Source organism: Pseudomonas sp. NUPR-001 (assembly GCF_052147955.1).
Taxonomy (GTDB): Bacteria; Pseudomonadota; Gammaproteobacteria; order Pseudomonadales; family Pseudomonadaceae; genus Aquipseudomonas.
This window is the reverse complement of record NZ_CP197353.1, coordinates 2,025,818-2,038,427: the sequence shown is the minus strand read 5'-3', so window position 1 is coordinate 2,038,427 and position 12,610 is coordinate 2,025,818. Positions and strand designations below refer to the sequence as shown.

General features: G+C 62.0%; 11 protein-coding genes. 3 read left to right on the top strand and 8 right to left on the bottom strand.

Features of this window, described 5'->3' with window-relative positions; all coding sequences use genetic code 11:
- The first annotated feature begins 268 nt into the window (after positions 1-268).
- The 3 genes from katG to ACP6KB_RS09395 all read left to right on the top strand — a co-directional run bounded on the left by katG (position 269) and on the right by ACP6KB_RS09395 (position 5,011).
- The gene (gene katG, locus ACP6KB_RS09405) at positions 269-2,524 is read left to right on the top strand and encodes a catalase/peroxidase HPI (RefSeq protein ID WP_442113454.1); all 2,256 of its coding nucleotides are present in this window, start codon (positions 269-271) and stop codon (positions 2,522-2,524) included.
- A 465-nt stretch (positions 2,525-2,989) separates the two neighbouring features.
- A complete protein-coding gene (locus ACP6KB_RS09400) occupies positions 2,990-3,925 on the top strand; it encodes a Ppx/GppA phosphatase family protein (protein WP_442113453.1) in 936 nt (311 codons plus the stop codon).
- A gap of 153 nt (positions 3,926-4,078) precedes the next feature.
- Positions 4,079-5,011 (top strand): cation diffusion facilitator family transporter, encoded by a 933-nt coding sequence (locus tag ACP6KB_RS09395; protein ID WP_442113452.1) that lies wholly within the window; start codon positions 4,079-4,081, stop codon positions 5,009-5,011.
- 8 nt (positions 5,012-5,019) lie between these two features.
- Here the strand turns inward: ACP6KB_RS09395 and ACP6KB_RS09390 are convergent, their stop codons facing one another.
- From ACP6KB_RS09390 to ACP6KB_RS09355, 8 genes are all read right to left on the bottom strand, one after another.
- On the bottom strand, positions 5,020-5,742 hold the full coding sequence (locus tag ACP6KB_RS09390) for an amidotransferase (protein ID WP_442113451.1): 723 nt from the start codon (positions 5,740-5,742) through the stop codon (positions 5,020-5,022).
- A 144-nt stretch (positions 5,743-5,886) separates the two neighbouring features.
- Positions 5,887-6,846: a PDR/VanB family oxidoreductase gene (locus ACP6KB_RS09385; protein ID WP_442113450.1), complete on the bottom strand. Its 960-nt coding sequence runs from the start codon at positions 6,844-6,846 to the stop codon at positions 5,887-5,889.
- The gene (locus ACP6KB_RS09380) at positions 6,843-7,874 is read right to left on the bottom strand and encodes a Rieske 2Fe-2S domain-containing protein (RefSeq protein ID WP_442113449.1); all 1,032 of its coding nucleotides are present in this window, start codon (positions 7,872-7,874) and stop codon (positions 6,843-6,845) included. Before ACP6KB_RS09380 ends, ACP6KB_RS09385 begins: the two co-directional genes overlap by 4 nt.
- Positions 7,875-7,901: 27 nt before the next feature.
- On the bottom strand, positions 7,902-8,711 hold the full coding sequence (locus ACP6KB_RS09375) for an SDR family NAD(P)-dependent oxidoreductase (RefSeq protein WP_442113448.1): 810 nt from the start codon (positions 8,709-8,711) through the stop codon (positions 7,902-7,904).
- A gap of 14 nt (positions 8,712-8,725) precedes the next feature.
- The gene (locus ACP6KB_RS09370; RefSeq protein WP_442113447.1) at positions 8,726-9,145 is read right to left on the bottom strand and encodes a VOC family protein; all 420 of its coding nucleotides are present in this window, start codon (positions 9,143-9,145) and stop codon (positions 8,726-8,728) included.
- Between the two features lie 34 nt (positions 9,146-9,179).
- Positions 9,180-10,265, bottom strand: coding sequence for a C45 family autoproteolytic acyltransferase/hydolase (locus tag ACP6KB_RS09365; RefSeq protein ID WP_442113446.1), 1,086 nt, complete (start codon positions 10,263-10,265; stop codon positions 9,180-9,182).
- Positions 10,262-11,098: a polysaccharide deacetylase family protein gene (locus ACP6KB_RS09360; protein WP_442113445.1), complete on the bottom strand. Its 837-nt coding sequence runs from the start codon at positions 11,096-11,098 to the stop codon at positions 10,262-10,264. The genes ACP6KB_RS09365 and ACP6KB_RS09360 overlap by 4 nt, the downstream gene beginning before the upstream one ends.
- Before the next feature lie 53 nt (positions 11,099-11,151).
- The gene (locus tag ACP6KB_RS09355) at positions 11,152-12,576 is read right to left on the bottom strand and encodes an APC family permease (RefSeq protein WP_442113444.1); all 1,425 of its coding nucleotides are present in this window, start codon (positions 12,574-12,576) and stop codon (positions 11,152-11,154) included.
- Positions 12,577-12,610: the final 34 nt, after the last annotated feature.

Genomic DNA, 12,610 nt, shown 5'->3' with positions numbered 1-12,610 from the left:
GCCACGTCTAGCCTATATTTATCGCTGCACTGATCCGGCCGGATGGTTTCTGGGAGGGCGCTAACACAGCGGCTATAGCCGTCGCTCCCGCCGTGCTCCACCTGTCCGATAACGAGATTGCCGCTACGCTGAACCGTCCGTGATGGCCATCCCCGATTCGTTGATCGAACCGCTGGCCTTGAACCTATGTCATTGATTTCACTCATCTCTACCCAGTGGTTGAAACGGGTCGGATTGTGGGGTGAGTCCATCCAGAGGTGAAACAGTCATGTCAAACGAGTCAAAATGCCCGTTCAACCATGCTGCTGGCGGTGGCACCACCAACCGTGATTGGTGGCCCGACCAGCTGAACCTGAAGATCCTGCACCAACACTCCTGCCTCTCCGATCCCATGGACGAGGACTTCGACTACGCCGCCGCGTTCAAAAGCCTCGACTTCGCCGCTCTCAAGCAAGACCTGCGGGCGCTGATGACCGACTCCCAGGACTGGTGGCCCGCCGACTTCGGCCACTACGGCCCGTTGTTCATCCGGATGGCCTGGCACAGCGCCGGGACCTACCGTATCGGTGATGGTCGTGGCGGCGCCGGCTCCGGCCAGCAACGCTTCGCCCCGCTCAATAGCTGGCCCGACAACGTCAGCCTCGACAAGGCCCGGCGCCTGCTGTGGCCGATCAAGCAGAAGTACGGCAAGAACATCTCCTGGGCCGACCTGATCGTGCTCACCGGCAACGTGGCGCTGGAGTCCATGGGCTTCAAGACCTTCGGTTTCTCCGGTGGCCGCGCCGATGTGTGGGAGCCGGATGAAGACGTGTACTGGGGCTCGGAAACCGTCTGGCTGGGCGGCGACACCCGTTATGGCAAAGCACAGCCGCCGGGCGATGTACCGCTGGTGGCCGAACCCTCTTCCAGCCAACAGGAAAGTCGCACCGGCTCCGGTGAACGCAACCTGGAAAACCCGTTGGCCGCGGTGCAGATGGGCCTGATCTACGTTAACCCCGAGGGCCCTGAAGGCAACCCGGACCCGATTGCTTCCGGTAAAGACATCCGCGACACCTTTGGCCGCATGGCCATGAACGACGAAGAAACCGTGGCGCTGATTGCCGGCGGTCACGCCTTCGGCAAAACCCACGGTGCCGGCCCGGCCGATAACGTCGGCGCCGAACCGGAAGCGGCCGGCCTGGAGGAACAAGGCCTGGGTTGGCGCAACAAATTCGGCAGCGGCAAAGGCCCCGACGCGATCACCAGCGGCCTGGAAGTGACCTGGACCTCGACGCCGACGCAATGGAGCAACGAGTACCTGGAAAACATGTTCGGCTTTGAGTGGGAACTCACCAAGAGCCCGGCCGGCGCCCACCAGTGGCGCCCCAAAGGCGGCGCTGGCGCAGGGCAGATTCCGCACGCATTCGACCCGTCGAAAAAACAGGAACCGCGGATGCTGACCGCCGACCTGGCGTTGCGTTTCGACCCGATCTACGAGCCCATCGCCCGACGCTTCAAAGACAACCCCGATCAACTGGCGGACGCCTTCGCCCGTGCCTGGTACAAACTGATCCACCGCGACATGGGTCCGTTGTCGCGCTACCTTGGCCCGGAAATGCCCAACGAAGAGCTACTGTGGCAAGACCCGATCCCGGCGGTCGATCATGCCCTGGTCGGTGACGCCGATGTCGCGGCGCTCAAAGCCAAGGTCCTGGCCTCGGGGCTGTCGGTGGCGCAACTGGTGTCGACCGCCTGGGCGGCCGCATCGAGCTTCCGTGGTTCGGATAAACGCGGAGGGGCCAACGGTGGTCGTCTGCGGCTGGCGCCGCAAAAAGACTGGGAAGCCAACCAGCCTGCGCAACTGGCAGAAGTGCTGAGCAAGCTGCAAGGCATCCAGAACGACTTCAACGCCCAGGGCGGCGGCAAGAAAATCTCCCTGGCCGACCTGATCGTGCTGGCGGGCAACGCAGGCGTGGAACAAGCGGCGAAAAGCGCCGGCCACAACCTGGTGGTGCCCTTCTCTCCCGGTCGCACCGATGCCTCGCAAGCGCAAACCGATGTCGAGTCCTTCGCGTTGCTGGAACCGGCTGCCGATGGCTTTCGCAACTACGTCAAAGCCGGAGTCAAGGTCAAAGCCGAAGCACTGCTGGTCGACAAGGCGCAGTTGCTGACCCTCACCGCGCCAGAAATGACGGTGCTGATCGGTGGTCTGCGGGTGCTGGGCAACAACGTTGGCCAGAATGCGCAAGGGGTGTTCACCCATCGGCCTGGGCAGTTGACCAACGACTTCTTCAAAAACCTGCTGGACATGAGCGTGGAGTGGAAACCGACCTCCAGCGCCAACGACAGCTATGAAGCCCGCGACCGCAAAACCGGCGAGCTGAAATGGAGCGGCAGCCGTGTCGACCTGGTGTTTGGCTCGCATGCACAACTGCGAGCGCTGGCCGAGGTGTACGGCAGCAGCGATGCCAACGACAAGTTCGTCAGGGATTTCGTTGCCGCCTGGACCAAGGTCATGAACCTGGACCGTTTTGACCTGAGGTAAACACAGCAGCACCGAGAAAAACGCCCCACGCTGGCAGCTCAGCGTGGGGTGTTTTTCATCTGATACGCTTTTTTCTCGACCATCTGCATCTGTAACGAAAACCCTGACACTCCGACAATGAAGGCCCTACAAGGCCGCTTCCACCGCGTGCCTGATCAGGTAGCTGAGTGATCTGCGGCGCCTGTTGCCTCTTTTCTGGTCAATTCGGAGTTCATATGGGCAAGCTTGCGCTTTTCGTCGTTGGTTTTCTGGTGCTGGCCATTGGCATCGGTGCACTCGGGACAATCTCCCCCCTCTAACACCTACGGTAGGCGCGGGCTTGCCCCGCGATAGCGGTCTTCCTGTCACGCCGCCATCGCGGGGCAAGCCCGCTCCCACACAGGACGTGTTCCCACAGCCTGTCATCTTCGCGTCATCAATCGAGTGGAAAATCATCGCACCTGATGATTGAGCAAGGACCACTCGATGAAAAGCGACACCTCCCTGTTTGCAGCCGTTGACCTGGGGTCGAATGCGTTTCGCATGATGATCGGCCAGCCGGTCAAACGGAACCGCCAATGGGTCATCGAAGAGGTGAAATCCTTGCGCGAGCCGGTGCGCCTGGCTGAAGGCCTGCAGGGCGGTGCCCTCGATGAGCTGGCACTGGATCGCGGCTGGCAGGCACTGGCACGCTTTGGCAAAAAACTGCGTGGTTTCGAGCCCGGACGTGTCCGCGCGGTGGCCACCAGTGCCGTGCGTGAAGCGGCCAACGCCAGGCTGTTTTTAAGCGACGCGCAACGCCACCTGGGCTTTCCCATCGAGGTGATCTCCGGTGAAGAAGAAGCCAAGCTGGTGTACACCGGCGTCAGCCATCGCATTCCGGCTGCCGACACCATGCGCCTGGTGGTGGACATCGGCGGTGGTTCTACCGAACTGATCCTGGGCCGGGGCGAACAAGCCCTGCTCAGCGAAAGCCTGACCATTGGCAGCGGCACCTGGAGCACGCGCTTCTTCCCCGAAGGTCGCGTGTGCGCCCAAGCCATGCTCGACGCTGAACGCACGGCCACCTTGCAGTTTGAAAAGGTCGCCCGCCGCTACCGTCACCTGGGCTGGCAGCAAGCTATCGGCTCGTCGGGTACCGCGCGCATGCTGGCCAAAGTACTCAGGGCCAACGCCTTGAACGACTGCGGCGAAGGCGGGATCACCTACCGTGGCCTGCTGCGTCTGTCGATCGTCCTGCAACAGGCCGGTCACGTAGACTGCACGCGTCTGGCAGGGCTACAGCCGCATCGTCATAGCGTGCTGCCAGCGGGGCTGGCCATTACCCTAGCGGCATTCAAAGCGTTTGGCATTACCGAGATGATGCCGTCTGAGCCGGGGCTGAGGTTTGGTGTTTTGCATGATTTGATGCTGAAGCGCTGAGAGCGGCAAGCGACAATAAAATCTGCGCAAAATTAACAATTAAATTTATTTTTGTTTATTTTGCGCAACACAAACCAGAATAAACATTTACACGCGCAATCACCGCCCTTAGCATTGTGGCTACAAAAGCCACAACAAAGTGCCGTGCCTGCCATGCTATCCCATCCGAAATCCCCGTCTCTGTGCCCCCAGAAATATGAGCAACACCTGCTCAAGGTGTCGATCCTGGTCACTGCCTTGATGGCCGCCAGCGGCATCGGCTTTGGTTTGTATTGCCGCTCTCAGTCGATTGTTTTCGATGGCCTGTTCAATGCCATCGATTCGAGCATGGCGTTCCTGTCGTTGCTGGTTGCCCGCTTGTTGGCCAAAGGCGTCGGCCGCCGATTCCAGACCGGTTACTGGCATATCGAGCCCTTGGTGTTGACCCTCAATGGCAGTGTCTTGCTGATGCTCTGTGTGTATGCCTTTGCCAATGCCGTCAGCGCCTTGGTGCACGGCGGTCATGAGCTGGTGTTCGACAGTGCGATTGCCTATTCGGCGGTTACTGCAGCCATTTGCGCCTTGATGCACCGCTACACCCTGCGGGGTAACCGTAAGGTCAATTCCGAGCTGATTGCACTGGATGTAGAAAGCTGGTGGATGTCGTTTTCCATCACCGCGTCATTGTTGGCCGCCTTTCTGATTGGCTATGCCTTGCAAGGCAGCGCTTACGCTTACCTCACGCCGTACATCGACCCCGGCATTCTTGCGGTGCTGTCGATCGCGCTGATGCCAGGCCCGGCCAAGGCGGTGATCAAAGCGCTGCGGCAAGTATTGAAGATCACCCCCAGCGAACTGGATCAACAGGTCAGTACGCTGATGACGCGCATGAGCCAACGCTACGGCTTCGAGGCCTTCAGCCATTCGGCGGTGCAGATCGGTCGCGGGCTGTTTGTCGAGATCCATATCCAGATTCCGGAAAGCATGAACGTCTGGACCGTCCACCAACTGGATGAGGTGCGCGGTGAGATTGCCAGCGGCATCGGCCGCGAAGGGCCTGACCGCTGGATCACCATTGGCTTCACCCGCGACAGCCGCTGGTTGTAACGCCTTTACTACACCGTTGCAGCGACGCGCAGGGCTACAAATTGCATCATCCACTGCGCGATCAATGCACCGTCGTGACCGCTTGCCAGGCTGGCCTGGGCGCTTTCATACAAGACGGGCTCATGCTGGTCGCGACGCAAGGTCATCAGCGCGCCGGCGTAGTCCTCGACAAACTCCGGGTGGCCCTGAAAGCACAACACCTGATCACCGACGCAATAAGCGGCCAACGGGCAGAATGCACTGCTGGCCAGGAGCGTTGCGCCCGGCGGCAGTTGGCTGACCTGGTCTTGATGCGACACCAGCACACTGAACGTTGCCGCGGCGGGAGTCATCCACGCCTGCGGCGCCGCCAGCGCATAGCGATGCACACCCAACCCCCAGCCCTGTGGCGCCCGCCCACAGCTGCCACCGAGCAACAACGCCAGCAGTTGGTGGCCGAAACAGATGCCCAGCAGCGTATCCCCGGCTTGGTAACGGGCCAGCAGATAGGCGCGCAACTGCACAATCCAGGAGGCGTCGCCGAAGGCATCGGCTTTGCTGCCAGTGACCAGGTAAGCATCAAAGGATTGTGCCGGGGCCGGATAGTGGCCTTCCACGACGTTGAAGACTTCAAAGCGTGCAGGCACCGGTTGCTGCTCAAAGAGTCGCTTGAACATCTGACCGTAGCTGTGAAAGTCGGCCACCAACTCGGGGCGCAATGCGTCGGTTTCGAGAATACAGATTGAAAGCATAGAGACAGGAATCCTCATGCCAAGACAGATGATTTATGAAGGGGTTGGGGGGTGGGATGGGGTGGGAGCGGGCTTGCCCCGCGATGCGATGTGGCAGACAAACCGCAATCTCGGGGCAAGCCCGCTCCTACCTTGAGTCAAAAATTACAGATCGAGCACCAGCTTTGCGCTTTTGGCTCTGGATACACAGACCATCATGACGTTGTTGCAAGCCTGCTCGGCGGCCGTCAGCAACATATCGCGGTGGTCGACGTCGCCTTCCAGTACCCGCGTCTCGCACATGCCGCACACACCCTGCTCGCACGAGGACGGCACATCGACGCCGCTGGCGCGCAGTGCATTCATGATCGAGCAATCGGACGCTACGGCAATTTCCCGGCCACTGCGCGCCAGTACCACGGTCAGCTCCCCCGCCGCGCTGTTCACCGGCAACGGCGCTGCGCTGAAGCGCTCCAGATGCAAACGCGGCGCCAGTTCCTGTGCCTGGAAAACCTCGGTCAAGGCGTCAAGCAGCACGCCCGGGCCACAGCTGTAGGTTTCGGCGCCGGCCGCCGCACGTTCGGCGATACGCTGCAGATCCAGCAGGCCACATTCATCGGCCGGAAGGATCTGCACCTGCTCGCTGGCATACGGCAAGAGTTTTTCGAGAAACGCCATCGAGCGCCGCGAGCGGCCGCCATACACCAGATGCCAGGGTTTACCGGCGCGCTGCGCGGCCAGGATCATCGGCAGGATCGGGGTAATACCGATCCCCCCGGCGACAAACTGGTAAGCCTCGGCCGGCGCCAGCGCAAAAGCATTGCGCGGCGTGCTGATACGGATCGACAGACCGACGCGCAGGCTGTCGTGCACTTCCCTTGAGCCACCGCGTCCCTTGTCTTCACGCAGCACGGCAATGCGCAGGTATTGCGTATCATGCGGATCACCACACAGGGAGTATTGGCGCACGCTGCCCGACGGCAGGTGCACATCAATGTGCGCACCGGCCTCCCAGGCCGGCAACGGTTGCCCGTCGTCGGCCCGCAGCTCCAGCGACATCACCCCTTCAGCCTCAAGGCGCATGCCGCTGATCAATACGCTGCGTTGTTCACCTGCGCGGCTCATACCGGGCTCCACTGCCCGGCCGGGGCTGCACTACCTTCGGGGACGGCCAGGTCCATGAAGGCGCGGAAGGCGCGGCGGTAGTTCAAGGTGAACAGGTCGGCCGGCACCGAATGCTCGACAAAGATGCCGTCCCAGTCGATTTCACGCGGGAAGATCCCGGCGGCAATCGGCATGTCTTCGAGGTACACCATTTCCTCGATGCGCAGGTTTTCTTCCAAGTCAGCGCCTTTGAACTCGCGATGGTTGGCCACACCCCAGAAGATCTTCACATCGTCATAGGCCACCGGTGACGGGAAGCCGGCCACGATACGCTTGCCCAGGCGCTCATAGTCGTAGGTGATGCTGGAGAAACCCGGCGCGGCGCAGTGGTAGTACATCAGGCAATCGCCGTCGTTGGCCCACTCGCCTTCACCGGCGTGCAAGGGCCGCTGCATGACGATATCCAGGCCTTCGCGGCGGACGTTAAGCGGCTCGACCACATGCGGCGTCGGCCCCATCGACACTTCGTGGACGAACGGGAAATGCGCCACGTCGCGGAAGTTTTCCACCGCCACCGCTACCCCGGTAGGTGACAGCAGCGGCTCGGCCGCCAGCCATTCGAAGTCCAGGCCTTGCCATTGCAGCGGGTCGTACATCGGCTGGATCGGGTCTTCCAGGGCGGTCCAGATATGCGCGAAGCGCTCCACCACCGGGTAAGTCTTGATCGACGCCTGGGGTGGAATCTTGCATTGGTCTTCCAGCGACGGAATGTGGCTGCACTTGCCGTCTTCGGCCGCGAAACGCCAGCCGTGATACGGGCAGGCAATGCTTTCACCGTGGACCTTGCCCAAGGCAAAGTCGGCGCCGCGGTGCGGGCAGCGTGCATCTTGCACCACCGCCTGGCCGGACTCGGTGCGATACACCACCAGACGCTGGCCGAGCAGGGTCGCCGATTGTGGTGTTGCCAGGTCGACACTGCGCGCCACCGGGAACCACTGCCGACGCATGGCCGCTTCAGCACGCTGACGTTGAGTCATTTTATGGGTCATTATTATGTCCTCACCAAAGCCGTTAACTTAAATACCCACCACCAGCGCACCACCATTGACCGCCAGCACCTGGCCGCTAATGAAGGCCGCTTCATCGCTGGCCAGAAAGGCCACCGCTGCCGCAATTTCTTCCGGGTGAACCAGTCGCCCCAAGGGGATGTTGGCTTTCTCGCCCTCGACGTATTCCTCTGGCACCATGCGCGTGAGAATGGCGCCCGGGGTGATGGCGTTGACCAAAATGCCCTCGCCGACAAACTCTTTGGCCAGGGTTTTCATCAGCCCCAACTGCGCGGTTTTCGACACCATGTAGGCGTAGGAATGGCCATCAGGCACCTGCCCCCACTGCGAGTTGATGAAGATCACCCGCGGCGCCTTGCTGTTGCGCAGCGCTGGCAGCGCCGCACGGGTCAGGTACAACGGCGCATGCACATTGATCGCCAGCAACTGGTTGAAGTTGTCGTCGTCGGTGGCTTCCAGGCCGGTCAGCGAATAGATCATCCCGGCGTTGTGCACGAGGATGTCGAGCTGGCCCAACTGCGCCACGGTCTGGCGAACCAGTGCTTCGGCGGCGACCTTCTGGGTGATATCCGCAGCCAGGGCAATGGCCTTGCCACCGGCTTCGCAGATATCGGCCGCCGTGGCCCGGGCGACATCCTCATCGATATCGTTGACCACCACCGTGGCGCCACGGGCGGCCAGCAGTCGGGCATGGGCGCGACCGGCACCGCGACCGGCACCGGTGACCAAGGCCACACGGCCGGTAAATTTCTGTGCGGCTTCAGCCAGCTCGAGTACCGCTTGCGGCGCCTGCTTGGCGTGTTCTGCAGAAACGCTCATGGTTGCACCCCCTCTCAAACGCCGACTTTGTGCGGTTCGGTGACGTAGAGCATGTTGCCCTGCGGGTCGAACATCGGGCGGTAGCGGTAGTGCGTGCCGTTCGGGTGCTGCCAGGCGATCGGCTGGGCGGTGACCCATTGCACCTTGCCGTCCAGGTAGGCGATGGCTTCATCCAGGTTCTCGACTTCAAAGGCAAAGGAGTCGAAACCCGGGGCGTCTTCCAGGTTGACCGCGGTGCGGCGCTCGACCTGGCCCTGGTGCTCGGTGTGGAAGATGTACAGGGTCAGGTTGCCGCAATCGATGGCAGCCCAACGCTCTTCGGCCACGTAGGGCAGGAAAAAGCCCAGGCCGAGGATGCCGTGATAGAAATCCACCAGCTCCTGTACGTTGTTGGTGAGGATGTCCATGTTGTCGACGCGTTTGAGTTTCAGCATGACGAGCTCCTGATGCGGGTTTGCGAAGGTTGTTTCACTGGGCCTTGAGGTGGGCGCAGGGGCCACCGGCCAAAGCGTTGAGGGTGCCGGCCGCGACGTCGATAGCGACGGTGACCAGGGTTTGGTACTGATCGCTGTGCAACGCCGGGTCCGGGTGGCAACACAGGGCGCCGGTGCTGCCGAGATGGCTGTTCATGGCCGTGAGCAACTGCTCGACACTCAGGCCGGTCCGGCCACCCAGGCGGCGCTTGAGCACCTGATGGCGCACCAGGGTGTCGGGGTAAACGCCCCACTCGGTGTCGCCCTGCGCCGCCTTGGGGTCGAGAAAATGGTTGGTGTGCAGCAGCAGGCCGTGTTCATCGGGGAACACAAAGGCCGGGCCTTCGGGGTAGATCTCCACCGAAACTGCGGCCGCCTCCCCGGCTTTGGAGGCCAGCACCGTCAGCGAGCTGGACGCCGAGAAGTCGGCAGCGGCCAACAGTTGCAAGGCATCGTTGAAGTCGGATGTGCTGTCGAGCAGCCAGCGCGAGGCGACATGCACCGGCACCCCGATCCGCGCGCCGTCGCTACGGTGGTGAAGAATGTTGAAATGCACGCCGAGGCCATGTTTGTTCACACCGATCTTGCCGACGATGCCGTACTCGGTGACGGTAGTAGTGACACGACCATTGCCATGGGGGATTTCCCAGACCAGCCATTGGCCGGCGAATTGCGAGTACCAGTCCCAGGTTTGCAAGGTGACGGGCGCGGCGGCGGCAGGATCGACATAGGCGATGGTCGAGCACTCGCCGCGCAGGTTTTCACCGGCGCCCGCGCTGCGCTGGCGACTGAGGTAAGCGAGCACTTCCGTACGGGCGTTGATCGCGCCGATCTCACGCACATCGATGCCACTGCCCTCGGCCATGCCGCGGATTTCTTCGTGCAGGGGCGGTGCGAACGCGGCAATCTGTTGCAGGGCTTCTGTGCCCAGCGCCAACAGGTCAACGGTAGCGCCAGCAGTGCGTTCGAACAGGCCGCGGTAGGCCTGTACCGAAGCGCGGATCTGCGCGCTGTGGCACTCGCCAAACTCGCGGCCACGGCCGTAAGGATCGGTCAGGGTCGAGCGAAATTGATAGCTCATCGTTGCTGCTCCAAGTGTGGCGCCACATGCCGGGCGACTTCATCCAGACGGGCGAACCAGACATCGCCATCGCTCACCAGTCGCTCGACAAAACGCTCCAGCTGGGCAAAGCGCGCCGCACGGCCAATGACTTCCGGGTGCATGGTGAAACTGGTATGGCGGCCTTCGCGGCGCACCGATTCGTACTCCGCCAGCCACACCTCGCTGAGGGTGCGCGGGTGGGTGAAGTTGCCGCCGTTGTCGATGCTCCAGCCGAACATCGGCCAGTCATCCAGCGACCAATGCACGGGCAGTTCGATGATCGAGCGGCCGTTGAAGGTCTCGATGTACGGGCGGTCATCGCCCATGCAGCTGGAGTCGTAGCTAAAGCCGTTATCGATCACCAGGTCGAAAGTCTCCGGGGTCAGCTCCCAGGACGAAGAGCGGTAACCGGCAGGTTTCGGTGCACCGGCGCGGGCCAGGGCTTCCAGGCCGAGGCCCATTTCATCCACTTGCTGCTGGGCCGAAACCTTGTCACTGCGCAGGTGCATGTGACCGTGATGGCCAACTTCGTGGCCGTCCTTGAGCAGGGTCTCGATCAACCCCGGGTGCTGCTGGGCGGTGTAGCCGGGGACAAAAAACGACGCCTTGATCTGGTGCCGCGCCAGCATTTCAAGAATCCGTGGCACACCGCGGGTCACGCTGAAACGGCCTTCGGACAGGCTGGTCAGGCGCCTGGCGAAGGTCGGGCTGTCGCCCAGCAAACCGGCTTCAGCGTCCACGTCGAAGGTCAGCGAAACCGCCACCGGGCTGTTTTTTGGCCAAGCGATGCCATATGAGCTGGAATGACTCATGGGAGGGTCCTTCTATCAAAGTAAGGTCGTGCGTTGCGGGGTTACAACGCCGCTCAGGAGTACTGGCTACCGAGTGCCAGTGGCGCAGCGCGGTCCTGGTGCTGACGCCAGCGGTACATCAGCTGGGAGACCGCCAGGACTGCGATGGCGATGGCCACTTCCTTGTAACCGCCGTAACCGGTGACCGATGCGCTGGTGATGCCGACCAGCAGAATCAGGCCATCGAACAACGCCAGGGCCGCAGCGATCACAACCCAGCGCTGCGACAGGCGAATGGGCCGCGGCGCCTGCGGACGATCCTTGCGCAGCATGACGAAACCGCTGACCGCCAGCAGATGGGCGAGCACATAGCCGACGTTGCCGGCGACAATCACCGCCAGGGCGTTACCGACAAACAGCACCAGGGCGATGTTGACGGCCAGTTGCAAAGTCACCGCTCGTGCCGGTACGCCGCGCTTGTTGAGAACACCGAACTGGCGCACGGTGAGCCCGTCCCTGGCGCTTTGGTACAGGGCACGTGCAGCGTCGGCAGTGCCCATGATTGCCAGCACCATGACGCCGGCGATCAGCAACACGGTGATCAATGCCGCCCCGCCGCCGAGCAGTACATTCGCTGCGGTTTGCAGAAAACCATTGGGTTGGTTGATCAGCGTCTGCTCGCCGAGCAGGCCGACCAGGCCCAGGGGGGCCAGGGTGAACACCAGCAGCAGAATCAGCGCCGACACGCGCAACGCCTTGCGGGTATCGCTGACGGTGTTGCGGTATTCCGGAATGAAGGAGGCTGCGGCCTCGACCGAATACGCCGACCAGGCCATCACGAACAACCAGGCCAACGCATTGCGCAAGCCTTCGACGCCGCTGCCCAGGTGCCAACTGAACGACGCACTGCTCCAGGGCGCAGCGAAGAACGAGGCGCTGCCGAAGATCACCACGGGGATCATCAGCAACACACCGGCCAGGGTAATCAGGATCATGGTGAAACGCAGTTCAATCATGCTCAAGGCCCAGGACACCAGGGCCACGCCGAGGGCAATCAACTGCGGCAAGTCGAGTTGGAGCAGACCCAGGTCGAGGGTGAAGCGCGCGTCTGGCCAGAACTGCTCGGTGACAATCTGCGAAATCGCCAGGCCCCAGATCGCCGGTGCGGTGGCCCAGGCAAACCAGTATGCGTAGGTGGCCAGTGGGCCCAAGGACGGAAAGCGCTGGCTCCAGGCCTCGTTGGCGTACAAGGCAATGCCGCCGGACTTGTGGCTGAACATCGCCCCCATTTCCGAGTACACCCAGTTGTGCAGCGCGGCGATGACCGCAATCAGCGCCCACAGGGCCATGGCGGCCCAGGCACCAATGGCGCCAATGGAGTAGCCCAGACCGACAAACAACGCAGCGGGCAAGCTGAGGGTAATGGCGACACCATCCCACCAGCGAATGGACTTCTCGAACTCAACCTGCGGCTCACCGCCAGTAGGGCACTGTTGCATGGCAAACACCTCATCCGCTTTATTTTTATAACTG

What these genes read in the sequence shown, in the direction of transcription:
- katG (WP_442113454.1), top strand. Translation starts at nt 269, where the DNA reads ATGTCAAACGAGTCAAAATGCCCGTTCAACCATGCTGCTGGCGGTGGC.
- ACP6KB_RS09400 (WP_442113453.1), top strand. Translation starts at nt 2,990, where the DNA reads ATGAAAAGCGACACCTCCCTGTTTGCAGCCGTTGACCTGGGGTCGAAT.
- ACP6KB_RS09395 (WP_442113452.1), top strand. Translation starts at nt 4,079, where the DNA reads ATGCTATCCCATCCGAAATCCCCGTCTCTGTGCCCCCAGAAATATGAG.
- ACP6KB_RS09390 (WP_442113451.1), bottom strand. Translation starts at nt 5,742, where the DNA reads ATGCTTTCAATCTGTATTCTCGAAACCGACGCATTGCGCCCCGAGTTG.
- ACP6KB_RS09385 (WP_442113450.1), bottom strand. Translation starts at nt 6,846, where the DNA reads ATGAGCCGCGCAGGTGAACAACGCAGCGTATTGATCAGCGGCATGCGC.
- ACP6KB_RS09380 (WP_442113449.1), bottom strand. Translation starts at nt 7,874, where the DNA reads ATGACCCATAAAATGACTCAACGTCAGCGTGCTGAAGCGGCCATGCGT.
- ACP6KB_RS09375 (WP_442113448.1), bottom strand. Translation starts at nt 8,711, where the DNA reads ATGAGCGTTTCTGCAGAACACGCCAAGCAGGCGCCGCAAGCGGTACTC.
- ACP6KB_RS09370 (WP_442113447.1), bottom strand. Translation starts at nt 9,145, where the DNA reads ATGCTGAAACTCAAACGCGTCGACAACATGGACATCCTCACCAACAAC.
- ACP6KB_RS09365 (WP_442113446.1), bottom strand. Translation starts at nt 10,265, where the DNA reads ATGAGCTATCAATTTCGCTCGACCCTGACCGATCCTTACGGCCGTGGC.
- ACP6KB_RS09360 (WP_442113445.1), bottom strand. Translation starts at nt 11,098, where the DNA reads ATGAGTCATTCCAGCTCATATGGCATCGCTTGGCCAAAAAACAGCCCG.
- ACP6KB_RS09355 (WP_442113444.1), bottom strand. Translation starts at nt 12,576, where the DNA reads ATGCAACAGTGCCCTACTGGCGGTGAGCCGCAGGTTGAGTTCGAGAAG.